Annotated in this window: 21 protein-coding genes; 12 read left to right on the top strand and 9 right to left on the bottom strand. The window is 69.8% G+C overall.

The features are described 5' to 3' along the window. Positions 1-493 precede the first annotated feature (493 nt). The 6 genes from ACIRPX_RS15135 to ACIRPX_RS15110 all read right to left on the bottom strand — a co-directional run bounded on the left by ACIRPX_RS15135 (position 494) and on the right by ACIRPX_RS15110 (position 6,508). Positions 494-1,117: a hypothetical protein gene (locus ACIRPX_RS15135; RefSeq protein WP_404193594.1), complete on the bottom strand. Its 624-nt coding sequence runs from the start codon at positions 1,115-1,117 to the stop codon at positions 494-496. Positions 1,118-1,406: 289 nt separating this feature from the next. Further along, on the bottom strand, positions 1,407-1,682 hold the full coding sequence (locus ACIRPX_RS15130) for a transposase (protein WP_404193591.1): 276 nt from the start codon (positions 1,680-1,682) through the stop codon (positions 1,407-1,409). A 229-nt stretch (positions 1,683-1,911) separates the two neighbouring features. Further along, the gene (locus ACIRPX_RS15125; RefSeq protein ID WP_404193588.1) at positions 1,912-2,709 is read right to left on the bottom strand and encodes an ATP-binding cassette domain-containing protein; all 798 of its coding nucleotides are present in this window, start codon (positions 2,707-2,709) and stop codon (positions 1,912-1,914) included. 2 nt (positions 2,710-2,711) lie between these two features. Beyond that, entirely contained in the window at positions 2,712-3,773 is a 1,062-nt protein-coding gene (locus ACIRPX_RS15120) for an ABC transporter permease (RefSeq protein WP_404193586.1), read from the bottom strand. Between the two features lie 100 nt (positions 3,774-3,873). Continuing rightward, positions 3,874-4,878: a sugar ABC transporter substrate-binding protein gene (locus ACIRPX_RS15115; protein WP_404193583.1), complete on the bottom strand. Its 1,005-nt coding sequence runs from the start codon at positions 4,876-4,878 to the stop codon at positions 3,874-3,876. Between the two features lie 592 nt (positions 4,879-5,470). Then, on the bottom strand, positions 5,471-6,508 hold the full coding sequence (locus tag ACIRPX_RS15110) for a LacI family DNA-binding transcriptional regulator (protein WP_404193581.1): 1,038 nt from the start codon (positions 6,506-6,508) through the stop codon (positions 5,471-5,473). A 217-nt stretch (positions 6,509-6,725) separates the two neighbouring features. On the opposite strand from ACIRPX_RS15110, the gene ACIRPX_RS15105 reads away from it, so the two are divergent. The 8 genes from ACIRPX_RS15105 (at position 6,726) to ACIRPX_RS15070 (ending at position 14,415) form a co-directional block, all read left to right on the top strand. After that, positions 6,726-7,907 carry a Gfo/Idh/MocA family protein gene (locus tag ACIRPX_RS15105; protein ID WP_404193579.1) on the top strand — a complete coding sequence of 394 codons (1,182 nt, stop codon included), beginning with the start codon at positions 6,726-6,728 and terminating at the stop codon, positions 7,905-7,907. 51 nt (positions 7,908-7,958) lie between these two features. Next, positions 7,959-8,972: a sugar phosphate isomerase/epimerase family protein gene (locus tag ACIRPX_RS15100; protein WP_404193576.1), complete on the top strand. Its 1,014-nt coding sequence runs from the start codon at positions 7,959-7,961 to the stop codon at positions 8,970-8,972. Next, complete coding sequence (locus ACIRPX_RS15095; protein WP_404193573.1) at positions 8,969-9,778, top strand: SDR family NAD(P)-dependent oxidoreductase; 810 nt, start codon at positions 8,969-8,971, stop codon at positions 9,776-9,778. Before ACIRPX_RS15100 ends, ACIRPX_RS15095 begins: the two co-directional genes overlap by 4 nt. Positions 9,779-9,863: 85 nt before the next feature. After that, a complete protein-coding gene (locus ACIRPX_RS15090; RefSeq protein WP_404193570.1) occupies positions 9,864-10,721 on the top strand; it encodes a sugar phosphate isomerase/epimerase family protein in 858 nt (285 codons plus the stop codon). 22 nt (positions 10,722-10,743) lie between these two features. Further along, the gene (locus ACIRPX_RS15085) at positions 10,744-11,292 is read left to right on the top strand and encodes an alpha/beta fold hydrolase (protein WP_404193639.1); all 549 of its coding nucleotides are present in this window, start codon (positions 10,744-10,746) and stop codon (positions 11,290-11,292) included. Between the two features lie 944 nt (positions 11,293-12,236). After that, positions 12,237-13,310, top strand: coding sequence for a Rieske 2Fe-2S domain-containing protein (locus ACIRPX_RS15080; RefSeq protein ID WP_404193567.1), 1,074 nt, complete (start codon positions 12,237-12,239; stop codon positions 13,308-13,310). After that, the gene (locus ACIRPX_RS15075) at positions 13,307-13,483 is read left to right on the top strand and encodes a hypothetical protein (RefSeq protein WP_404193565.1); all 177 of its coding nucleotides are present in this window, start codon (positions 13,307-13,309) and stop codon (positions 13,481-13,483) included. The genes ACIRPX_RS15080 and ACIRPX_RS15075 overlap by 4 nt, the downstream gene beginning before the upstream one ends. Further along, positions 13,480-14,415, top strand: coding sequence for a PDR/VanB family oxidoreductase (locus ACIRPX_RS15070; RefSeq protein ID WP_404193563.1), 936 nt, complete (start codon positions 13,480-13,482; stop codon positions 14,413-14,415). The genes ACIRPX_RS15075 and ACIRPX_RS15070 overlap by 4 nt, the downstream gene beginning before the upstream one ends. Here the strand turns inward: ACIRPX_RS15070 and ACIRPX_RS15065 are convergent. After that, positions 14,330-15,181 carry an IclR family transcriptional regulator C-terminal domain-containing protein gene (locus tag ACIRPX_RS15065; protein WP_404193560.1) on the bottom strand — a complete coding sequence of 284 codons (852 nt, stop codon included), beginning with the start codon at positions 15,179-15,181 and terminating at the stop codon, positions 14,330-14,332. The genes ACIRPX_RS15070 and ACIRPX_RS15065 overlap by 86 nt on opposite strands. Positions 15,182-15,339: 158 nt before the next feature. Between ACIRPX_RS15065 and ACIRPX_RS15060 the strand changes: the two genes are divergently transcribed. From ACIRPX_RS15060 to ACIRPX_RS15045, 4 genes are read left to right on the top strand one after another with little or no spacing between them, the layout of a single operon-like run. Beyond that, positions 15,340-16,311, top strand: coding sequence for an ABC transporter substrate-binding protein (locus ACIRPX_RS15060; RefSeq protein ID WP_404193558.1), 972 nt, complete (start codon positions 15,340-15,342; stop codon positions 16,309-16,311). Continuing rightward, positions 16,308-17,081, top strand: coding sequence for an ABC transporter permease (locus ACIRPX_RS15055; RefSeq protein ID WP_404193555.1), 774 nt, complete (start codon positions 16,308-16,310; stop codon positions 17,079-17,081). The genes ACIRPX_RS15060 and ACIRPX_RS15055 overlap by 4 nt, the downstream gene beginning before the upstream one ends. Then, positions 17,081-17,860, top strand: coding sequence for an ABC transporter permease (locus ACIRPX_RS15050; RefSeq protein ID WP_404193636.1), 780 nt, complete (start codon positions 17,081-17,083; stop codon positions 17,858-17,860). The genes ACIRPX_RS15055 and ACIRPX_RS15050 overlap by 1 nt, the downstream gene beginning before the upstream one ends. 20 nt (positions 17,861-17,880) lie before the next feature. Then, complete coding sequence (locus ACIRPX_RS15045) at positions 17,881-18,702, top strand: ABC transporter ATP-binding protein (RefSeq protein WP_404193553.1); 822 nt, start codon at positions 17,881-17,883, stop codon at positions 18,700-18,702. On the opposite strand, the gene ACIRPX_RS15040 is transcribed toward ACIRPX_RS15045, so the two are convergent. Together ACIRPX_RS15040 and ACIRPX_RS15035 are read right to left on the bottom strand one after the other, a co-directional pair. Next, positions 18,671-20,812: a discoidin domain-containing protein gene (locus ACIRPX_RS15040; protein WP_404193550.1), complete on the bottom strand. Its 2,142-nt coding sequence runs from the start codon at positions 20,810-20,812 to the stop codon at positions 18,671-18,673. The genes ACIRPX_RS15045 and ACIRPX_RS15040 overlap by 32 nt on opposite strands. A gap of 117 nt (positions 20,813-20,929) precedes the next feature. Further along, positions 20,930-22,555 carry a glycoside hydrolase family 13 protein gene (locus ACIRPX_RS15035; protein WP_404193548.1) on the bottom strand — a complete coding sequence of 542 codons (1,626 nt, stop codon included), beginning with the start codon at positions 22,553-22,555 and terminating at the stop codon, positions 20,930-20,932. Positions 22,556-22,558 lie beyond the last annotated feature (3 nt).

Raw genomic sequence — 22,558 nt, 5'->3', positions numbered from 1 at the left:
GCTCCGCTCCGGTCAGGGATGACAGGGACCTGTCCACCAGCGGGAAGCCGAAGACCTGGACTGCCCGGAAACCCTCCTGCGCCGCACGGGGCACCGGACCGTTGGAGCCGGCGCCCTCGGCCGGCTCGACCCGTTCCGCACGGCCGGACACCGCACCGGCCGCAACGAGCAGCCCTCCCGCCCCGGCCCTCCACCCGGCTCACGGCCCTTCGACCGCACGGGTTGCGACCGTTTCCGTCCCTGCTCCAGCCCGTCCTACGCCGGCGCTGCCTCTGGTGGAGCCCGTTCCCCGGCCGACGCCTCAACTCGATTTTGTCGAGCCGCATTTCAGCACCCGCCCTGGCATCTCATCGGTCGCACGGACCTCCCCGGCGGCCAGCGCGGCCAGTTCCTCGTACGACGGCCCCTGCCGCCCAACCAGGAACCCGCGAGATCGCTGACCGCCGCGCACCGAGCCCCGCCGCAGGTCAGCACTGCCCGTGCTGGAACATGGTCAGGCCGCACTCTCCGCAGCAGATGACGAGCCGGAGACCGGCCCGCTCGTAGCCCAGGCGAGCAAGGCGAAACCGAGGGCGAATCCGAGCATCGTCCATACTCCGCGCGGCCAGAAGATATGGCTGTCGACGAAGGACCAGCCCGCGACCAGCAGGACAGCCGTGCCGGGAAGGACGCGGACGCCGTGTCGTGCCATCAGGGCGACCGCCGTGGCAAGCACGGCACAGATGAGGGCGTAGACGCCGATGTGTCCGAGATGGTCGGCGGTGTGGTATAGGGGGCGCTTCAACAGCCTGGGATCCGTGCCGTTTGCCGCGTGCTCGACCGCGGTTCCGGCTCCGATGCCGGCCACCGCGTCGAGGCCCGTGTAGAAGGCCGCATAGACGAAGGCGCCGGTCCAGGCCGCGACGGTTGCGATGCCTGCGAGGTCGGCTCTGGGCCTGCGCCACAGGGGGACGAGGAGCCCCACTGCGAGCAGGGGAAAGACAGGCAGGAGGACGATGTGCAGCTGGGTCCAGTCGGTGGCCGTCGATCGGGACAGCCCGGTGGGGTGAGTGAGGCCCGCGGCGGCCAGGAGGAGGGGCACGGCCGTGACGAGGGCGATGTTTCGGATGGTCGGCACGGTGCGAGCGTAGGCGCTGCCGCGCAACCGGCGAGGGCGCGTAAGGCTTTCGTAAGACGTGGTCGGATGCTCCATCGAGTGACTCACGAAGAGCCGAGTATTTGGGCAGGGCGCCGCGGGGAGGGGCCCGCAGCGTACGGTCAAGCCGAGAGGGTCGGCTTCTTCGGTCATGCGGAACAGGACACGTCGGGGTCTCGCCGGGTGAAGTGGCCGACGCCTGGATCCTGGTGGCGGAACTTGTCGCGCGGGATGTGCCAGATCGCGATGGTGAGTTCGTGCATGACAGCGATCAGATCCTGTGCCCGGCCGCGGCGGGCGGCGAGGTGGCAGTTCTTGATCCGGGGCACGGCCATCGCGGCGACGCCCACCAGGCGTGGTCGGCGTCGCCGGTGCGGGTCCGCTTGGACTTGGTGCCCCCGGCGGATTCGTTCGTGCCAGGGTCGGCCCCGATCCGGGAGGCGAGATGCCCGGCGGAGGCGAACTGGGCCATGTCGCCGCCGGTCCCGCCGATGACGACCTGGACATCCGCGGGGCCGGTGCCGGCGATGCCGACCAGGTTCTCCACGTCCTCGGGGTCGGCGCCACCTCTTCCCCCCAGGGGACTTCGGCCCCGAGCAACCGCGCGTGCCGGGCATACCGGCAGAGCCACCCGAGGCGCTACCCCCCTGGCCCCGGGCGACTCTGCGGTGAAAGATTGTCGCTGACATTCCGGCCGACCGCTGGCGTGTGCAGCGAGCAGCGCCAGGAACCCGGGAACGAGGGGCAGTCCGCCGACGTCCCCGCCCCTCTCACGATCAAGTGGTTGCGTCGGCCTGCAACTGTGCGAGTTCAGCTTCGAGGTGGGCCATGGCCTCGCCGCCGGCCATGAGGTCGGTGATCTCCTCGCGGGTGCGTTCGCCCTTGCGGAAATCATCGGCCTTCTGGCCGCGGATGAGGACGGCGAAGTGGTCGCCGACCATCATGGCGTGGCGAACGTTGTGGGTGACGAGGATGACCGCGACGCCCTTGGCGCGGGCCTGCATGACGATCCGCAGGACGTGGGCGGCTTCCTTGACGCCGAGGGCGGCGGTGGGTTCGTCGAGGATGAGGACGTTGGCGCCGAAGTAGACGGCGCGGGCGATGGCGAGGGCCTGGCGTTCGCCGCCGGAGAGGCTGCCGACGAGGCGGTTGCCGTCGGTGACACGGGTGATGCCCAGGGACTGCATCTCGCGTACGGCGATGTCGCCGGCCAGCTTCTTGTCGAACAGCTTGATCGGGCCGAAGCCCTTGGTGGGTTCGGCGCCGACGAAGAAGCAGCGGCCGACGCCCATCAGCGGGAAGGTGCCGCCGAACTGGTGGACTGTGGCGATGCCCTGCGCGCTCGCGTCGCGCGGGCTGTCGAACTCGACCGCCTTGCCGTTGACCTCGATCGTCCCGGAGGTCGGCTTGTGGAACCCGGACAGGATCTTGATCAGAGTCGACTTGCCGGCGCCGTTGTCGCCCAGCAGGCAGAGGACCTTGCCCGCGTCCACCTTCAGGGAGATGTCCGTGAGTGCGTTGGTGCCCAGGAAGGACTTGTCGATGCCGGTCAGACGCAGAAGGGGTGTGGTCATGGTCAGGCCTTCTTCGCGGTGCGGGGCTTGTAGGACAGGGCGAGCCGACGGAAGGTGTTGTTCATCAGCACCGCGGCGAGGATGAGGATGCCGAGGATCAGGCTGGCCCAGTCGGAGTTCCAGCCGGTGTAGTAGATGCCCTGGTTGACGATGGCGAAGGTCAGGGTGCCCAGCACCACGCCGAAGACGGAGCCGTAGCCACCGGTCAGCAGCACACCGCCTACGACCACGGCGATGATCGAGTTGAAGACGAAGGACTGGCCGTTGGCGACCTGGGCGCCGTTGTAGAGGATCGTCTGGATCACGCCGACCAGGGCGGCACCGAAGCCGCTGGCCATGTACAGCGCGATCTTGACCTTGTCGACGGGGATACCGGTGGCGCGGGCGCTCTCCTTGTCACCGCCGATCGCGAAGATCCAGTTGCCGTACTTCATCAGCTGCAGCAGCACCGTGACCACGACGGCGACGCCCAGCCACCAGAAGATCGCGACCTCGAACTGGCCGGCGATCAGCTTGCCGAACAGCGCCTTGGACAGCGGGTCCGGACTGACCGGGACGCTGGTGGTGCCCGTGATGACACGTGAGAGGCCGAGGGTGAGGCCGGCCATGCCGGAGAGGGTGGCCAGCGTGACGACCAGGGAGTGGACGTTGGTGCGGGTGACGAGGATCCCGTTGAGCAGGCCGGTCAGCAGGCCGAGGCCAAGCGCGCAGAGGATACCGACGATCATCGGGGCGCCCCAGTGCCCGGAGACGATGGCCAGTGTCATCGAACTGGCCGCCAGCACAGAGCCGACGGACACGTCCAGCTCGCCGGCGATCATCAGCAGTCCGACCGGGATGGCGATGATGCCGAGTTCGGCGGCGATGTTCAGCCAGCTAGCCGCGCCCGCGGGGGCCAGGAACTTGGAGCCGCCGAAGATCGCGAAGAAGACGAAGACGGTGATCGTTCCGATGAGCGCGCCCGCCTCGGGACGGTGCCGCAACTGCCCCAGTACGCTCTCGGACTGCTTCGGTGGGGCGGCGGTCTCTTTCTCGGCCGTCGTGTCAGGAAGTGAGGTTGTCATCGGAGTCAAGTCACCTTTGGGAATCCGGTTGTGCTGAAAAGGCAGGTTCGGGCAAGGGGGTGCCGAGCCCGGGGAGAGGTCCGGCACCCCGGTGAGTGGGTCAGCGCACGCCGGCCTTGGTGCCTGCGATCGCCTTGTCGACATTGTCCTTGGTGACCAGCAGCGGGCCGGTCAGGATCGGGTTCTGCGGCGGGAGCACGCCGTAGGACAGGTACTGGTTGGCCATCGAAACGACGTAGAAGCCCTGGAGGTAGGGCTGCTGGTCGATGGCGAACAGTTCGTTTCCGGCCTTGATGCGGTCGAGCTGGGTCTGCGAGAGGTCGAAGGTGCCCAGCTGCACCTTGCTGGTGGCGCCGGCCTGCTTGATCGCGGCGGCCGCGCTGTCGGCGTCACCGGTGTCGACCGTCACGACAGCGTCGATGCTGCTGTCCTTCAGCAGCGCGCCCTTGATCGCCTGGGTGACGGCGGACGGGTTGCCGAAGTTGGAGGAGGGCAGCGGGAGCTGCTTGGAGGAGGAGCCCTTGCTGGTGGCACCGTCTTTGATGCCCTTGCAGCGGGCCTCCTGGTTGGCGGAGCCGGGCACCGTGTTGATGCAGAGGATGTTCTTGGCGCCCGATTCGGCGAACTTGACGCCACCGGCCTTGCCCGCCTGGTAGTCGTCGGAGCCGATGTATTTCACGGCACCGACCTTGTTGGCCGCGGTGACGCCGCCCGAGTTGTAGATGAAGACCGTGATGCCCTTGGCGATGGCCTGCTTGATCGCGGAGTCCTCGCTGTCGGGCACCCAGTCCGGCACCAGGATCGCCGACGGGTTCTGCGAGATGGCGGTCCGGACGAGCTTGGCGACGTCCGGGCCGAGGTTGTCGTAGGAGGCCGGGCCAAGGTAAGAGACCGTGCCGCCACCGGCCTTGACCAGCTTCGTCGCATCCTCGACACCACGCTTGACCGTGGAGAAGAACGGGTCGTCGGACTTGCCGCCGATGACCACGATGGAGGCCTTGCCGGTCTTCGCCGTGGTCGTACCGCCGCCGGACGTGGCCGTCGCCTTGCCCGCGTCGCCGGTGGCCTTGCCACTGGCGCACCCGGTCACAGCGGCCGCCGACATGGCAAGCAGACTCACCGCTGTCAGAGCTCTCCGGGAAAGACGACGGCCGAGCGGTCGGCCGGGCTGCTTGCGTTCCATGTGCTGGTTACTCCTTCGTGCGACGCCAGGACGGGGGCGTGGCGTGTGGGCTGCGACTCTTGTTCACTGCGCCATCGGCGGTGACGGGGTGCGGCCTGGGTGGGGAGGTCGGCCACGTCCCGGGCGGGGGGGACCGGTTACAGGTGTGTCGGGGTCAGCGCTGCCAGCCGCGGATCGGGCCAGGTCTACTGCGAGACCCCCACCGTTACACCGGGCAGCTTGCTGTGTGGGGTCCCCGGCGCCGGTCACGGCAACAGGGGCTCGTACGTTCCGCGATGGATTTAAATCGCTTTAAGCGGTGGCCAGAGCATGCTTGTGTTTCGGGGACGTGTCAAGGGCCTTTTCACAAATGCGCGCTCTGCCGCGATCCATCCACAAAAGGTGTACAGGGCATCTTCGGATGCCCGAACGCTCGTACCGCAGAGGGCCGCCCGTTGCGGGACATCCGGCACGCCCCGGCCGGCAGGCGATCCGGAGCAGGTGGCAACCGACCCACAGGGCCGGCTCGACGGAATCAGTGCGGTTTCGCCGTGGTTCCCCGGACGACGAGAGAGGGGCCGAGGACGATCTCGCGGCGCGTGGTGCGGCCTTCGTCGAGGCGTTCGACGGCGGCCGCCACGGCCTGGCGGGCCTGTTCCTCGGCCTCCTGGCTGACGGTGGTGAGGTTGAAGCAGCTCAGTCGGGAAAGGGCGTCGTCGTCGTAACCGACGACGGAGACCGCGCCGGGGACGTCGACCCCGGCTCCCCTCAGGGCGGTGAGCACGCCGATGGCACTGCGGTCGTTGAACGCGACGACGGCAGTCGGCAGGTCACCGCTGTCGAGGAGGTGACGGCCGACCCGCTCACCCGCCTCCTCGGTGAGATCGCCCTGGAGAATCCTGATCTCCTCATCGAGGCCGTGGCGACGCATGGCGCTCCGGTAGCCGCGGCGCCGGTCGGTGGCGATGACGCCCTTCCCGCCGTCCACGTAGACGATCCTGCGGTGGCCGAGGCCCGCCAGGTGGTCGACGATCTGTCCGACTCCGTCGTCGTCGGCGCTGCGGACGACATCGAGAGCGGCGCCGGTGATCCGGCGGCCCACGCAGACGACGGGCGCCTGGCGGTCGAGGTCGGAGAGGACGGGAGCGGGGGCGACCGGGCCGAGGAGGATCAGCGCCTCGCAGCGGAAGGCCAGCAGCGTCTCGATCGCCGTGCTCTCGTCACGACTCCGGGTCTGGGTGCTCAGCACGAGGTCGTAGCCGACCTCCTCGGCGGCCGTGTGCAGATGCTCGACCAGCTCGGCCTGGAAGGCGCTGTGGACGTCGATCATGACGCCGAGCAGCCGACTGCGTCTGCTGGCCAGGGCGCTGGCGGTGCGGTCGACCCGGTAGCCGAGCTCGGCGGCCGCCTTCAGGACACGGCGCCGGGTGCGCTCGCTGGGGCCGGGGATGTTACGCAGCACCAGTGACACCGACGCCGTGGACAGGCCGACACGTGCGGCAACGTCCTCCAGTCGGGGACGAGAAGTCGCCCCGTTGCCGCCCGTCGGGGTGGCGGAATCGAGTTCATCCACGCGATCACCTGTCGTTTTGCGGCAACACCCTTGACATCTGTCCGTGACGCCGTTGATAGTACCAGCACTTAAAGCGCTTTAATCAAGCTGTCCGGATGCACCTGGGCAGCACCAGGACCACGCGGCACACGACGTGCCGTCCCCGGCCGGGCCTCGCATTCGGCTGCGGTCCCCCGCCCCCAGCCACGGCGCGACGGCGCGCCGGAGAGGAATCACGATGAGCACAAGGCCGATCAGGGTCGCGGTCATCGGAGCCGGTATGGCCGGCCGTGCCCACCTCAACGGCTACCGGCAGGCCACGACCCTGTACGGCCCCGGGCTGCCCGAGGTGCGCCTGGTCGCGGTCGCCGACGCGCACGAGCCGTTCGCCCAGGAGGCGGCCCGCCGCTACGGCTACGAGCGGGCCGAGACCGACTGGCGGGCCATCGCCGAGGCCGGCGACATCGACGCGGTCAGTGTCGTGGTCGCCAACCACCTGCACCGCGAGATCGTCGAAGCCCTGCTGGCGGCAGGAAAGCACGTGCTGTGCGAGAAGCCGCTCGCGCCGTCCGCAGCCGACGCCCAGGCCATGGTGAAAGCCGCCGAGGGAACCGGCCTGGTGGCGGCCACCGGCTTCACCTTCCGCCGCTCCCCCGCGATCAACGCGATCCGGCAACAGGTGCGGGAGGGCTCACTCGGGCCGGTCCAGCACTTCAACGGGCACTACTGGTGCGACTACGGCCACAACCCGGACGCCCCGATCAGCTGGCGCTATCGCGGACGTCCCGGCTCCGGGGCCCTGTCCGACATCGGCAGCCATCTCATCGATCTCGGCGAGTACTTCTGCGGCCCGGTACAGAGCGTGCAGGGCGCCGTCCTGTCCACCCAGGTGCACGAGCGGCCCGTACCCCTGGGCACCGCAGTGGGGCACTCGACCGACGTGCAGGTGAGCCAGGAGCGCGCGCGGGTCGAGAACGACGACATCGCCACCTTCACCGCGGCGTTCGCCTCGGGCGCCATCGGCACCTTCTCCGTCTCCCGCATCGCCCGGGGCCTTGCCAACTCCCTCGGCTTCGAGGTGTTCACCGAGGGCGGGGCGGCCACGTTCGAACTGTCACGTCCCGCGGAGTTCACCCTCGCCGACTCGGCGGCCGCCGACCCGGTGGACGGCTACCGGCGGGTAGTGGTAGGTCCCGGCCACCCGTATATAGCCGGCGGTCTGCCCATGGACTTCCCCAGCGTCGGCCACGGCCAGCACGAGTTCTTCGTCTGGCAGGCCCGGGCCTTCCTGGAGCAGATCGCCGGCCTGGACCGCCTGCCCCCGTGTCCCACGCTCGCCGACGGGCTGCACAACCTGCGTGTCATTGACGCGATCGTCGCCTGCGCCGACGCCGGCGGCAAGGCCGTCACCGTCCAGTGACCCAAGCCTGCCCTCCACCCGCACTCCATTGAAGAACCGAGGAAGAACGACATGAAACTGGGCCTCTACAACGCGATCCTTCACGATCGCTCGCTGCAGGAAGCCATCAAGGTCATCGCCGACCTGGGGCTGACGGGCATAGAGATCAACACCGGGGGTTTCCTTCCCGCCGTCCATGTGCCGACCCTCGACGACATCCTCGTCAGTGACACCGCCCGGGACGACTTCCTCGGTCTCTTCGAAGGCACCGGCGTCTCCATCGCTGGTCTCAACGCCAACGGCAACCCGCTGCACCCCAATCCCGCCATCGGCCCGAAGCACGCCGAGGACGTCCGCCGCTCCATCCGCCTGGCTGAGCGGCTCGGACAGCACCGTGTTGTGACCATGTCGGGCCTGCCCGGCGGCGAGCCGGGCGCGTCCCGCCCGAACTGGATCGTCAACGCCTGGAACTCCGCGGCCCTGGACGTGCTGGACCACCAGTGGAAGATCGCCGCTGACTTCTGGCGCGAGACCGACCGGCTCGCCCGCGATCACGACGTCAAGGTCGCCCTCGAACTGCACCCGCAGAACATTGTGTTCACCTCGGCGAGCGTGCACCAGCTCATCGACCTCACCAGCGCGACCCACCTCGGCGTCGAACTGGACGCCTCCCACTTGTTCTGGCAGCAGATGGACCCGGTCGCCGTCGTCCGCCACCTCGGCGAACTCGTCTTCCACGCCGCCGCCAAGGACGTCCGCATCAACCCCGAGCACGCCGCCCTCAACGGCGTCCTCGACAACAGCTTCCGCCGCCTCGCGCCAGACGAGCCGCGCACCAACCTCGGCGGCGACGAATGGGCCAACGAGTGGCCCAGGAACTCCGCCTGGGACTTCGTTGCCCTCGGCAAGGGCCACGACGTCGCCTACTGGACCGAGTTCCTGCGCGCCCTGCACGAGGTCGACCCGGACATGCTGGTCAACATCGAGCACGAGGACACCGAACTCGGCCCCGTCGAGGGTGTCGCCGTGGCCGCCGAGGTCCTCAAGGCGGCCGACGCCGCACTGCAGGAGTCCCTGCAGTCATGATCGCGTGGGCCCACTACCCCTACCAGGGGCGGGTCGTCCTCGTCACCGGAGCCGGCTCCGGCATCGGCCGGGCGACCGCGCGCGCCTTCCTCGAACAGGGTGCGAACGTCGCGGTCCTCGGCCGCCGCCCGGAGCCACTGCAGGAGACAGTGACCGGCTTCGACGCCGAGCACGTACAGGTCCTGGCCACCGACGTGACCGACACCGACGCCCTCGAACGCACCGTGTCCGCGGTCACCGCACGCTTCGGCCGCCTGGACGTCGTCATCGCCAACGCAGGCACCAGCGAACCCAGCCGCATCGACACCTTCGACGCCACCGCCTGGGAGCGCCTGCGGTCGGTGAACCTCGACTCGGTCATCCAGCTCGCCCGCCTGACCGCGCCGCTGCTGCGCACCACCCGCGGCAACTTCTTGGCCATCTCCTCCATCGCCGGACTGCGCGGCGACTGGGACCAGTTCGCGTACAACGCCACCAAGGCGGCGGTCAACGCGCTCGTGCAGAGCCTCGCCCTCGACCTCGGCGCCGACGGAGTACGGGTGAACGCCGTCGCGCCCGCCTTCACCGTCTCCCGACTCACCCAGGAACGCCTCGACGACCCGGAGTTCTCCGCTCGCCTCCTCGACCGCGTCGCGCTCGACCGGGTCGCCCGGCCCGAGGACATCGCGCGCGCCGTGCTCTTCCTCGCAGGCCCCGACGCCGGATACATCACCGGCGCCGTGCTCCCCGTCGACGGCGGCACCAGCGCCTCCAGCGGCACACCACGTCCCGTCAAAGCAACGCGTTCGCCCACCCGTAAACACTGACCCGAAAATCCACCCCCGACCGCAGGGATTCGGCTCCGGCGGCCTTCAAGCCGCAGGAGCCGACGGCATCAAGGAGCACCCGACCATGAAGATCGCCCTCGACCCCTACATGATCCGCAACACCCCGCTGCTCGAACTTCCCGCCGCGGTGGCCGACCTGGGCTACGAGTGGATCGAGCTGTCCCCGCGAGAGGACTTCATCCCCTTCTTCCGCCACCCGCGCGTCGACGACACGACGGTACGGAAGTTCCGCAAGGCACTGGACTCGGCGGGCGTCGGCGTCTCCTCCCTGCTGCCGCTGTTCCGCTGGTCCGGCCCCGACGAGGACACCCGCCAGGCCGCCGTACGCTACTGGAAGCGCTCCATCCAGATCGCCGCCGACCTCGGCGTCGACAGCATGATCTCCGAGTTCAACGGCCGCCCCGAGGACGCCGACCGCAGCGAGGCACAGTTCTGGAAGTCGCTGGACGAGCTCCTGCCGGTCTTCGAACGCGAAGGCATCAAACTCACCCTGGAACCCCACCCCGACGACTTCGTCGAGAACGGCTACGACGCGATCAACCTCATCCGGGGCATCAACCACCCCAACGTCACCTTCCTCTACTGCGCCCCGCACACCTTCCACATCGGCCACGACGCCCCCGGCATCATCAAGCACGCCGGAGACCTCCTCACCCACGTCCACCTCGCCGACGCCTACGACCACACCGCGTCCTCCGGCAACCGCTACATCCTCAACCCGCCCGGCACCCCCGCCCGCATCCACCAGCACCTGAACATGGGCGAGGGCGAGGTCGACTTCGGCGAACTCTTCCGCGAACTGCACGCGAACGGATTCGACGGCACCCTCACCGCCTGCGTCTTCGCCTGGGAGGAGAAGGCCGAGGAGTCCTCCCGGTTCATGCGGGAGAGGATCGACGCACACCTGTCCACCTGGAAGTGACCCTGCCGACTGGGCCCTCCCCCTGGTCCCGGACGACCCGGCGCACCACGGCGGTGACCCGGCCGATGCCTCCCACGTCGTCGCGCCGTCGCTGCCCGGCTACGGCCTCTCCGGTCCGACGAGGGAACGGGGTTGGAATATCACCCGGGCCGCGGCCGCCTTCCTTGCCCTCATGACCCGCCTGGGCTACAAGCGGTTCTTCGCACAGGGAGGCGACTGGGGCTGCGCGGTCACCTCCGCCGTCGCCGGTCTGACCCCCCAGCGGGTGGGAGCCATCCACCTCAACCTGTTGTCGGCTCCGCCGCCGGACCGCGACGACCCGATCGCCGGCCTGGACGCCGACGGCCTGGCCATCCTGGACCGACTGAGGCATTTCACCGGTCATGAGACCGCCTACCAGCAGATCCAGGCGACGAAGCCGCAGACCCTCGCCTACTGCCTCGTCGACTCGCCGGCCGGACTCGCCGACTGGATCGTGGAGAAGTTCCACGGTGGAGCGACCGCGACGGCGAGGGTGAAACCCGCCTCAGCTACGACCGACTGCTCGACAACATCTCGATCTATTGGTTGACCGGGACAATCAACTCGTCGACCCGCCTCTACTACGAGTCGGTTGGTCCCGGCCGGCGCTTCCAGCCTCCGCCGATCACGGTTCCACTCAGCCACGCCGCGTTCCCGGCCGAAACCGTCCGGGCTCCTCGCCGTTGGTGCGAGGCGGCGTTCCCGACCGGAGGTTGTGACAACGCCGGGCGCCACGGCGAGGCTGCGGGGCCGCGGCCACATAGCCGGCCCGCCTCGCATTCCCTGGACGCCTCCTCTGGTGCCGGCCGGGCACGATCCCGGCCAGGAACCGCCATTCCCGAGCCCTCGTCCACCAGTTGTCCCGCCTGGAAACATCCCCCCGGGCCGTGATCACGAAAGATGCGCACCACCAACTGGGAAGAAGCTGCTGGCGAGCTCCCTGCCCCTGGCCGCCGACGGCAGCAACTCAGCTCGCCTTCAAAGGCTCATCGGTCCGACCGCTCGTTGCGCCGCCCCCATACGCGAGACACATCGGCGCAAGGCTTCACACCGCCCTGACCAGCGGCAACACGCTCAGCAGCCTCAAAGGCGACGGATTCGACCCGGATTCGACCCGAGGGTCTCGGGCTCCAAAATGAACAGTAGTTGACCTGCGCTAATGCTGATTCTTGCCGCTGTACCGGGCATCGATCAACAAGAGAATCTCACGATTGGAAGCAAGTGGATATATCCGGATGATTAGCGCCACGTAGCGACTGGGCACCCTCACTGTGGCCCTCTGCGGCTACCTCAAGTGTGAAGCCAACAGCTACACCACTCGGCCCTCTACTCTGGTGGCCACGATCTGGCAGAACGACGCTCTGACCAGCATCTTTGTGAAAGCTCTTCCGTCTGGCAGAAGTCGCCTTGCGGAGCCACCGCCGGCATCAGGACCCTGATTCCAACCACGGCACGCGGGGCGACGACGCCCCGCCGACAGGGACGGGAACTGCCATGCCGCACATCACCGCTTTTGCCAGGAACCAGTGGTACGTCGCCGCCTACAGCCATGAGGTCGGGCGCGAGGAACTGCTCGGCCGGACGATCCTCGGTGAGCCGCTCGTCTTCTACCGGACCGAGGAGGACGGGACGCCCGTCGCCCTCGCCGACCGCTGTGTGCACCGGCGTTTCCCGCTGCACGAGAAGCCGAGCCGGCTCGACGGCGACAGGATCGTGTGCGGGTACCACGGGTTCACGTACGACACGAGCGGCACGTGCGTGTACGTGCCGGGGCAGAAGCGGATACCGCGCACGGCACGGGTGGCCTCCTACCCCGCCGTCGAGCAGGACTCGCTGGTGTGGGTGTGGATCGGCGACCCCGCGCTCGCCGACGCGCGGACCATTCCGCGCGCCCGCCACCTCGACGCACCCGGCTGGGTCACCGTGCGCGGCATGGAGCCCATCGACGCCGACTACGGTCTGCTGGTCGACAACCTCCTCGACCTCTCCCACGAGACGTATCTGCACGGCGGCTACATCGGCACCCCCGAGGTGGCCGAGACGCCGATCACGACCGAGGTCGACGAGGGCGCGGGCATCGTACGGGTCAGCCGGCACATGGACGATGCCGCCTGCCCGCCGTTCTACGCCGCTTCCACCGGCATCGAGGGCCGGATCACGCGCTGGCAGGACATCGAGTACCACGCCCCGTGCCTGTACCTGCTGCACAGCAGGATCGCCCCGGTCGGCGTCGTGCCGGAGGCCGACGGCAGCGACCCGAACGGCTTCCACACCGAGATCACGTACGCCATCACGCCGTCGGGCGACGGGCACGTGTACGACTTCTGGATGGTCTCGCGCGACTGGGCGGTCGAGGACGCCGAGGTCACCGAGTTCCTGCGGGGCAACAACCACACCGTGGTCATGCAGGACGTCGACGCGCTCAACCTGCTGCAGCGGACGCTCGGTTCGGAGCGCACCGGGTACCAGGAGCTGAGCATCAACATCGACACCGGTGGCCTCGCCGCGCGCCGCATCCTGGCCCGGCTGGTCGAGGAGGGCGAGAAGCCCGTGGAGAAGGTCCAGTGAGCGGCAGCCCCACCGGCGAGATCTACCGCATCGACTGGCTGCCGGGCACCGACGTCCTGCACGGCACCTGTCACTGCGGCGCCGAGCACACCGCCCAGGACCCGGTCGAGATGTGGGAGTGGATGCTCGGCCACCCCGAAGGACACCGGCCGCAGGAGAGCAGCGCGTCATGACCGTGTACGAAACCGAACTCGTCGTCGGCCGCCGGGAGTCCGCGGCCGACGGCGTGCTCGCCCTCACCCTGCGCCATCCGCTGGGCGAGGACCTGCCGGCCTGGGAGCCGGGCGCCCATGTCGACGTCGTGCTCGGGCCGGGACTGGAGCGGCAGTACTCGCTGTGCGGGGACCCCGCGGACCGCTCGGCGTGGCGGATCGCCGTGCTGCGGGAGCCGGACGGGCGGGGCGGATCGGCCCATGTGCACGCCCGGCTGGGCGCGGGCGACACGGTGCGGGTGCGCGGGCCGCGCAACCACTTCCGGCTGGATCCCGCCGCCCGCTACCGCTTCGTGGCCGGCGGGATCGGCATCACCCCGATCCTGCCGATGCTCGCCGCGGCCGAGGCGGCGGGCGCGGAGTGGACCCTCATGTACGGCGGTCGTACCCGCGGCTCCATGGCCTTCACGGAGGAGCTGGCGCGGTACGGGGAACGGGTGGCGCTCTGCCCGCAGGACGAGTCCGGGCTGCTGGACCTGGATCGGGTGCTGGCCGGCCTGCCCGCCGACACCCTGGTGTACTGCTGCGGCCCGGGGCCGCTGCTGGACGCGGTCGAGGAGCGCTGCCCGGCCGGGCGGCTGCGCGTCGAGCGGTTCACGCCGAAGGAGCAACAGGGCCGCCCGAACGCCGAGTTCGAGGTCGAGCTGGCGCAGAGCGGACGCACCGTCACCGTCGCGGCGGACGTCTCCGTGCTGGACGCCGTGCGGGCCGCCGGCGTGGAGGTGCTGTTCTCCTGCACCGAGGGCACCTGCGGCACCTGTGAGACCGACGTGCTCGAAGGCGCCCCGGACCACCGCGACTCGGTCCTCACCGACGCGGAACGGCGGAGCGGGGAGACGATGATGATCTGTGTGTCCCGCTGCCGTGGGAAGCGGCTCGTGCTGGACCTGTGATCCCGAGGTCGGAGTCGATCCGGGCGACCGCCGCGAGCAGGTGCGGCAGCAGGTCCCGGCGGATCGACGCGACGGAGTTGCGGCCGGCCGGGACGGCGATGTTGACGGCCGCGACCACCTCGCCGCCCCGGTCGCGCACCGGGGCGGCCACCGACCGGAGCCCCTCCTCCAGCTCCTGGTCGACCAGGGCGTACCCCTGCCGCCGTACCCGGTGAAGTTCCTCCCGCAGGGCGGCGGTCGACATCACGCTGTGTTCCGTCAGGGGGAGCAGCTCGATGCGGGCGAGCCGGGCGTCGATCTCCTCGTCCGGCAGATGGGCGATGATGACCCGGCCCACCGAGGTGACATGGGCCGGGAAACGGGTGCCCACGGTGATCGCCGCCGACATGATGCGGCGGGTGGGCACCCGCGCCACGTAGACGATGTCGTCGCCGTCGAGCACGCACAGCGAGGACGACTCCCGTACCTGCTCGACGAGTTGCTCCAGATGCGGCTCGGCGATCTGCGGCAGCGTGACGCTGGAGAGATAGGAGTAGCCGAGCTCCAGCACACGCGGGGTGAGGCGGAAGAGCCGGCCGTCCTGGTGGACGTAGCCGAGGTCGGCCAGGGTCAGGAGCAGCCGGCGGGCGGCGGCCCGGGTCAGGCCGCAGGTGTCGGCGACCTCGCTCAGGGTGCGCGCGGGATGCTCGGCGTCGAAGGAGCGGATGACGGCGAGGCCGCGTTCGAAGGACCTCACGAAATGCGGTGCGCGGGCTCCTCCGGGCATGGCCCCACCCCCAAAAGTGTCAACAATGTTGTCGGCGAACCCATTGACCGGACCCGTTGCGGCTTCTACCTTCCCGCTGGCAGGGCTGCGCACTACTGTGCGCCTTGCGCACGACCTGTCGGAACACCGCTGCACCCGTTCTCTGCACAGGAGGAGTCATGCGCCGTCTGATCGCCGGTCTCACGACCGGCACGTTCCTGCTCGCCGCGACGGCCTGCGGCTCGTCCGGGGGCTCCGGCTCCTCGGGCGGCGGCACCACGACCGGCGGCACCACGACCATCAAGGTCAGCACCATCCCCATCGTCGACACCGCCCCGCTCTACGTCGGCCAGGCCAAGGGCTTCTACGCCAAGCACGGACTGAAGCTCACCATCAGCCTGGCGCAGGGCGGCGCGGCCATCGTGCCCGGCGTGGTCAGCGGCCAGTACCAGTTCGGCTTCTCCAACGTCACCTCGCTGCTGATCGCGCAGACCAACAACGTTCCGGTGAAGGCCGTGGCCGAGGGCGTGAACTCCACCGGCAAGGAGGACGCCGACTTCTGCGGCCTGGTCGTCCCCAAGAGCAGCAAGATCACCTCGGCCAGGCAGCTCGCGGGCAAGAAGGTCGCCGTCAACAACCTCAACAACATCGGCGACACGACCGTGCGCGCCTCGGTCCGCAAGGCCGGCGGCGACCCCTCGAAGATCAAGTTCGTCGAGCTGCCCTTCGACCAGATGCCGGCCGCGCTCGACAAGGGCCAGGTGGACGGCGCCTTCATCGTCGAACCCGCGTTCACCCAGGCCAAGAGCGAGGGCGCGAAGAACGTCGGCTCCCCCTTCGTCGACGCCGCCGAGAATCTGACCGTCGCCATGTTCTTCACCTCCCAGCAGTACGCGCAGAAGAACCCCGACGTGGTGAAGAGGTTCCAGGAGGCGACCAAGGAGGCCCTGGCCTACTCCGACAAGAACCCGGACGAGGTCCGCAAGATCGTCGGCACGTACACCAAGATCCCCTCGGCGCTGCTGTCCAAGCTGACGCTGCCGCGCTGGCCCCAGGAACCGAACAAGGCCTCCATCGAGACGCTGGCCAAACTGGGCGAGCAGGACGGCCTGTTCAAGACGTCGCCGGACGTCGACAAGCTGATGCCGTGAAAGGGCTGAACACCGCACTCGGTGCGGCCGGGCTCGCGGTCTTCCTCGCCCTGGGCGAGGTGGTGCCGCGGCTCGGCCTCGTCAAGGAGAGCTACTTCCCGCCCACCAGCCGCGTCGCCTCCGCCCTGGGCGACGAGTTCGGCGACGGCGCGTTCTGGTCGGCGCTCGGCGACACCCTCACCGGCTGGGCGATCGGCCTCGCGATCGCGGTCGGCGCGGGCGTCGTCGTGGGCGTCGTGCTGTCCGTCGTGCCGTATCTGCGCGAGGCGACGGCCTCGACGGTGGAGTTCCTGCGCCCGATCCCCTCGGTCGCCCTGATCCCGCTGGCGGTGCTGCTGTACGGCACCGAACTGCGTTCCGTCCTGCTGCTCGTGGTCTACGCGTCGTTCTGGCAGGTGCTCATCCAGACGCTCTACGGCGTCCAGGACGTCGACCCGGTCGCCGACGAGACGGCACGGTCGTACGGTCTGGGCACCTGGGCGCGGGTCCGCCATGTGCTGTGGCCCACCGCGCTGCCGTACGTCATGACAGGTGTGCGGCTGGCCGCGGCGGTGGCGCTGATCCTCGCCATCACCGCCGAACTCGTCATCGGGGCACCGGGGCTGGGCCAGCAGATCGCGGTCGCGCAGAGCTCGCAGGCCGTTCCGGAGATGTACGCGCTGATCGTCGTCACCGGGCTGCTGGGGCTGCTCATCAACGTCGGGGCGCGCACGGTGGAACGGCGGGCGCTGGCCTGGCACCAGTCGGTGCGCGGGGAGGTGGCGGTGTGATCGGCCGGGTGCTGCTGAAGGTGCTGCTGGCACTCGCGCTGCCCGCGGTGCTGGTCGCCGCGTGGTGGGCCGCCTCCAGCGGCAGCGCGAACCCCTACTGGCCGCCGCTGCGGACGATCCTGAAGACCTTCCCGGACGTCTGGACCGGCGAGCGGCTGCGCTCCGACGTGCTGCCGAGTCTGCTCAGGCTGCTCGCGGGCTACGCGACGGCGGCCGTCGCCGGCATCGCGCTCGGCACGGTCATCGGCTCCTACCGGCGGGTGCGGGCGTTCTGCGAACCGGTCCTGGAGTTCCTGCGCGCCGTCCCGCCGCCCGTACTGGTCCCGGTCATCATGCTGTTCGCGGGCATCGGCGACGCGATGAAGGTCGTCGTGATCGCCAGCGGCTGTGTGTGGCCGATCCTGCTCAACACGGTCGAGGGTGTGCGCGCCGTCGACCCGGTGATGCTGGAGACGGCCCGTTCCTACGGCATCACCGGCGCCGCCCGGCTGCGCACCCTGGTGCTGCCGTCGGCCGGCCCGCAGATCTTCGCGGGGCTGCGCCAGTCACTGTCCATCGGCATCATCCTGATGGTCATCAGCGAGATGTTCGCGGCCAGCGACGGCATCGGCTTCACCGTCGTGCAGTTCCAGCGCAGCTTCGCCATCCCCGACATGTGGACCGGCATCCTCGTCCTCGGCCTGCTCGGCTTCCTGCTCTCCGTCGTCTTCCAGCTCGCCGAACGGCGGGTGCTGGCCTGGTACCACGGCCTGCGCGCCGCCACCCGGCGGTCCTCGTGAACATCGTGAAAGGGCGGTCCATGGACGCACTGCTCGACGTATCCGGCCTGCGGAAGGCCTACGAGGGCTCGGGCCGCCGTGTGGAGGCGGTGCGCGACCTGACCTTCACGGTGGAGGCCGGCGAACTCGTCTGCGTCGTCGGCCCGTCCGGCTGCGGCAAGACCACCCTGCTGAAGTGCCTGGGCGGACTGCTCACCCCGACGGCCGGCCAGGTGCTGCTGGCGGGGAGGCCGGTGACCGGGCCGCCGCCCGGGATGGCCTTCGTCTTCCAGGAGTACGGGCGCAGCCTCTTCCCCTGGATGCGGGTCGCCGAGAACGTCGAACTCCCGCTGAAGCAGAAGAAGATGACCAAGTCGCGGCGCAAGGAGCTGGTGGCGGACGCGCTGGACTCGGTCGGCCTCGCGGACGCCGCCGGAGCCTATCCCTGGCAGCTGTCCGGCGGCATGCAGCAGCGCGTGGCCATCGCCCGCGCCCTCGCCCACGAACCCGACATCCTGCTGATGGACGAGCCGTTCGCGGCGGTCGACGCGCAGACCCGCGCGGATCTGGAGGATCTCGTACGGGGCCTGTGGCGCGAGCGCGGCATCACGATCCTGTTCGTCACCCACGACATCGACGAGGCGGTGTACCTGGGCGAGCGGGTGGTCGTCCTGTCCGCCTCCCCCACCGTCGTGCAGGAGCAGCTGAAGGTCGATCTCCCGGACGAACGCGACCAGTTGCACACCCGTGTGGCCCCGCGCTTCGCCGAACTGCGGACCCATGTCTACGAACAGATCCAGTCGGCGAAGCGCGGGCCCGGACCGACGGCGCTCACGAAGTCGGATAAGCCTCCACCTCACTGAACTGACCGGCGGGCCAGCCGGTGTTGGCGCTCACCGTCAGTCTCAGACGGCGCAGGTTCGTGCTCGCGGGCAGTGCGATCGTGGCCGTGTTGCCGGCGGCCGGGTCGAAGCGGTAGCCGGTGGAGCCGACGACCGTCGAGTACGTGGAGCCGTCCGTGCTGCCCAGCACGGTGATGGTCTGCGTGCGTGCGCCCCAGGCGGACGACGGCGGCAGCTTCAGCACCAGGCGGCGCACGGCCTGGACGGAGCCGAGGTCGACCGTCAGGGACTGCGGGAAGGCGTTGTTGGCCGACTCCCAGTAGCTGTTGGCGTCGCCGTCGACCGCCTTGCCCGGCGTGTAGACGTCCTGCGAGCCCGTGGCGGTGGCCGGGCGGCCCTCGGCGAGGTTGCGGCCCGGGTCCGGGTCCGTGTTGCCCTGACCGGGCTGCGGCCAGGCCGAGCAGTCGCTCCAGGTGCTGCTCCAGCCGGAGTTGCCGCCGCCGTCGTTGACGGTGAACGAACCGGAGCCCGCGGGATAGGGGCAGTTGTAGATGCCGGCCGCGCCGACCCCGGTGGCCTGGACGTCGCTGAACCTCGCCGAGCCCTGCGTCTCCGCCTGGACGACGACCGTGCCGGTGTTGCGCACCGTCGCCCCGCTGATGTTGACGCCGCCGACCGGGTGGCCGTGGCCGCCGCCGGAGACGAACTCGAAGGCGCTGTAGGGGCTGTCGGTGATCGTCGTGTCGGTGATGTTCACCGTCGCGTCGATCGCGCTGTCGTAGGAGTCGACGCGCAGCGCGCCCATCGGGTGGTTCCAGTTGGGGTTGATCGCGCCGGTGCGCACCAGGGTGTTGCCGGCGACCGTGATCGTGCCGGACAGCGGGGAGAAGGGGTCGAGGAACTTCTGGTTGGAGATCGCGATGCCGCTGCCGAGGGCGTTGGTGTCGGAGACCAGGTTGTTCCGGACGGCGATGTCGGTGCCGCCGTAGATCGCGATGCCGTTGGCGAGGTTGGGCTGCGAGATGGTGTTGTTCTCGAAGCTGCTGTTGCTGTCCGCGCCGTTCAGCGACCACATGGCGAGCGAGTCGTCGCCCTGGTTGCGCAGGAAGTTGTTGCGGACGCGGACCCCGTGCGCGTTGCCGTTGAGGTTGAGGCCGTCGGCAGTGGTGTCGAGGATGCGGTTGTTCTCGACGACCAGGTTGTCGTTGTCGCCCGTCAGCCACAGGCCGACCTTCATGTGCTGCACCCACATGCCGGAGACCGAACTGTTGGGCCCGAGGCAGCCGTTGACGAAGTTGTCCGGGTTGGAGTCGACCCGCTCGGTGACGTCGCCGAGCACCGCGAAGTCCTTGATGTGCACGCTCCCGGAGGAGCGGGACTGGTCGATGAAGCGGGAGGTGTGCACGGTCGAGTACCAGCTGCCCGCGCCCTGGAGCGTGACGTTCTGTACGCCGCTGAGCGAGGACGTCAGCCTGTAGTCGCCCGGCGGGATCCACACCACTCCCCCCTGGGCGGCGGCGATCGCGTCCCGGAAGGCCTGCGTGGAGTCGCCGTTGCCGGTGGGGTCGGCGCCCTTGGCGGTGACCGACACCGAACCCGCGGGCTGGGTGGCGGCCGCGTCGACCTGCTCGAAGTCCGCCACGTCGACGGTGACCTGGGTGCCGGTCGACTGGAAGGCGACCTTGTCGCCCGGCTGGACGCTCCGCCCGAGCAGCATCCGCGCGTTGTCGAAGAAGTGGTGCGTCTTCGCGCCGGCGATCCAGCCGGTGTCGATGTAGGAGTACCTGGAGGTCACCGGAAGCGTCTTGGCGAGTCTGGTGCCGTTGACGTAGACGTCGAGCGAGCCGGACTGGCCGTCCGGGACGCTGTAGGAGACGTTCACCGCGTTGCTCGCGCGCGGCACGGTGAACTCCACGCGCCGGCCGGAGTCCAGCCGGACGGCCTGGCGTCCCGACGCCTCGGAGGCGACGGTGCCCTGGGTGTAGTCGGGGCCGATCTTCGTGCCGTTGGTGGTGGCGGACTCGGCCTCCACGGAGGTGAAGGGCAGGTCGGCGCCGGCCGCCGCGTGGGCGGCGGGCGCGACGGCCGTGAGCAGTCCGGCGGAGAGGGCGACCACCATGGCTGCTGGCATGCCCCTGACAGTCTTGTGCATGTGCGGGTCCCTTCGTGTGGGGGTGTGGGGGTGGGGAGAGGGAGGTGGGGAGAGGAGGGTGAGGAGCGGGAGTGCGCGGGCGCGGGCGGGGGCGGCTCAGCCGCGCAGCCAGACGGCGGTGTCCTTCGGCAGCCGCCCGCCGGCGTCCAAGGGGCCGCTGCCGAGCAGGAGTTCGGTGTGGCCGGGCAGCTCGGCGGGGGTGTCCGCGAGGTTCACCACGCACACGGCGTCGCCGCGGCCGAAGGCCAGGACCCCCTCCGGGGCGGGCAGCCAGGTCAGCGGCCCGCCGCCGAAGACCGGGCGCAGCCGGATGCCCGCGCGGTAGAGGGCGAGCATCGAGCCGGGGTCGGCGGCCTGGAGGTCGGCGGCGTACGCGGACCAGCCGGCGGGCTGCGGCAGCCACGGCTCCTGCCGCGAGCCGAAGCCCGCGTACGGCGTCTCGGCGGCCCAGGGCAGGGGGACCCGGCAGCCGTCGCGGCCTGGGTCGGTGCCGCCGGAGCGCAGATACATGGGGTCCTCGATGCGCTCGCGCGGGATGTCGGCCTCGGGCAGGCCGAGCTCCTCGCCCTGGTAGACGTAGACGGCGCCGGGCAGGGCGAGGGAGAGCAGGGCGGCGGCGCGGGCGCGCCGGGTGCCGAGAGCCAGGTCGGTCGGGGTGCCGAAGGACTTGGCCGCGAAGTCGAAACCGGTGTCGGCGCGGCCGTAGCGGGTGACCGTCCGCGTGACGTCGTGGTTGCACAGCACCCAGGTGGCCGGCGCGCCCACCGGGGCGTGCTCGGCCAGCGTGGTGTCGATCGAGGTGCGCAGGCCCCGCGCGTCCCAGGGGCAGGACAGGAAGGAGAAGTTGAAGGCCGTGTGCAGTTCGTCGGGGCGCAGGTAGCGGGCGAAGCGCTCGGCGTCGGGCAGCCACACCTCGCCGACGAACACGCCGTCGTACTCGTCGGCCACCGCACGCCAGGAGCGGTAGATGTCGTGCAGTTCGTCGCGGTCGACGAAGGGGCTGGGGTCGCGTCCCTCGACGAAGTCGGGCAGCGCGGGGTCCTTGGCGAGCAGGGCCGCCGAGTCGATACGGACGCCCGCCACCCCGCGCTCGAACCAGAACCGGAGGATGTCCTCGTGCTCCTGGCGGACGGCCGGGTGGGTCCAGTTCAGGTCGGGCTGCTCGGGCGTGAACAGATGCAGGTACCACTCCCCGTCGGGCAGCCGGGTCCACACCGGCTCGGTGGAGCCCACGAACTGCGACGGCCAGTCGTTGGGCGGGAGTTGGCCGTGTGCGCCGCGCCCGGGCCGGAAGTGGAACAGATCGCGCTCCGGACTGCCCGGGCCGGCGGCGAGCGCGGCCCGGAACCAGGGGTGCTGGTCGGAGACGTGGTTGGGCACGATGTCGACGATGGTGCGGATGCCCAGTTCGCGGGCCTCGGCGATCAGCTTCTCCGCCTCGGCGAGGGTGCCGAAGGCCGGGTCGATCGCGCGGTAGTCGGCGACGTCGTAGCCGCCGTCCTTCATCGGCGACAGGTACCAGGGGGTGAACCACAGGGCGTCGACGCCGAGTTCGGCCAGGTACGGCAGTCTGGAGCGGACGCCCGCGAGGTCACCGGTGCCGTCGCCGTCGCCGTCGGCGAAGCTGCGGACGTACACCTGGTAGATGACGGCGGAGCGCCACCACTCCCGCACGTCCGTCGGGTCGTTCGAGTCCTTCTGGGCAGGGGTGGGCTGTCCCACTGT

Origin of the sequence: Streptomyces sp. NPDC101225 (assembly GCF_044767585.1) — a bacterium.
Lineage (GTDB): Bacteria > Actinomycetota > Actinomycetes > Streptomycetales > Streptomycetaceae > Streptomyces.
Note: the sequence above shows the minus strand (reverse complement) of the source record. Positions and strands in the feature narration are given on the sequence as shown.

Excerpts from the sequence above, each read along its gene's own strand:
- ACIRPX_RS15125 (WP_404193588.1), bottom strand. The coding sequence starts at position 2,709 with ATGACCACACCCCTTCTGCGTCTGACCGGCATCGACAAGTCCTTCCTG.
- ACIRPX_RS15120 (WP_404193586.1), bottom strand. The coding sequence starts at position 3,773 with ATGACAACCTCACTTCCTGACACGACGGCCGAGAAAGAGACCGCCGCC.
- ACIRPX_RS15115 (WP_404193583.1), bottom strand. The coding sequence starts at position 4,878 with ATGTCGGCGGCCGCTGTGACCGGGTGCGCCAGTGGCAAGGCCACCGGC.
- ACIRPX_RS15105 (WP_404193579.1), top strand. The coding sequence starts at position 6,726 with ATGAGCACAAGGCCGATCAGGGTCGCGGTCATCGGAGCCGGTATGGCC.
- ACIRPX_RS15100 (WP_404193576.1), top strand. The coding sequence starts at position 7,959 with ATGAAACTGGGCCTCTACAACGCGATCCTTCACGATCGCTCGCTGCAG.
- ACIRPX_RS15095 (WP_404193573.1), top strand. The coding sequence starts at position 8,969 with ATGATCGCGTGGGCCCACTACCCCTACCAGGGGCGGGTCGTCCTCGTC.
- ACIRPX_RS15090 (WP_404193570.1), top strand. The coding sequence starts at position 9,864 with ATGAAGATCGCCCTCGACCCCTACATGATCCGCAACACCCCGCTGCTC.
- ACIRPX_RS15080 (WP_404193567.1), top strand. The coding sequence starts at position 12,237 with ATGCCGCACATCACCGCTTTTGCCAGGAACCAGTGGTACGTCGCCGCC.
- ACIRPX_RS15070 (WP_404193563.1), top strand. The coding sequence starts at position 13,480 with ATGACCGTGTACGAAACCGAACTCGTCGTCGGCCGCCGGGAGTCCGCG.
- ACIRPX_RS15065 (WP_404193560.1), bottom strand. The coding sequence starts at position 15,181 with ATGCCCGGAGGAGCCCGCGCACCGCATTTCGTGAGGTCCTTCGAACGC.
- ACIRPX_RS15060 (WP_404193558.1), top strand. The coding sequence starts at position 15,340 with ATGCGCCGTCTGATCGCCGGTCTCACGACCGGCACGTTCCTGCTCGCC.
- ACIRPX_RS15045 (WP_404193553.1), top strand. The coding sequence starts at position 17,881 with ATGGACGCACTGCTCGACGTATCCGGCCTGCGGAAGGCCTACGAGGGC.
- ACIRPX_RS15040 (WP_404193550.1), bottom strand. The coding sequence starts at position 20,812 with ATGCCAGCAGCCATGGTGGTCGCCCTCTCCGCCGGACTGCTCACGGCC.